Consider the following 357-nt stretch of genomic DNA (forward strand, 5'->3'; position numbering starts at 1 on the left):
GTTGATAGCCGTGTTGGCCCTGTTAATTTTAGGCGGCATATTCAACAAGCAGGTACTGGGGTTGCTGGATGGGACTAAAAAGGATACTACGGAAACACATACAGTTAAGGATAAACCGAAATTAGTGGAGCCGGATCCCGTTCCCGCAGGCGGAGCGGTGGAGCCAACTCATACCGACAAACCAACTTCCACAAAACCAAAAACCGGCGGGAATCAAAAACCGGCTGTTACAACTGGTGGTACTACTGCAACGCCGCAGGGGGGTAAACCGGCTAAACCGGTAGGCACAACAGGTGCGGCGGGTACCGGAAAGCCTCCTGTAGATATAAAACCCGGCGCTGGCTCCGACGGAAACCC

1 protein-coding gene is annotated in these 357 nt (G+C 53.2%); it reads left to right on the forward strand.

Going from position 1 to position 357, the window contains the following annotated elements:
• Nucleotides 1–357, forward strand: a 357-nt coding sequence (locus AC1D0A_RS22025) for a hypothetical protein (protein WP_476946850.1), incomplete at both ends; no start/stop codon positions are given.

The sequence above is a fragment of the Arthrobacter sp. P1_D4 genome (genome assembly GCF_056406115.1).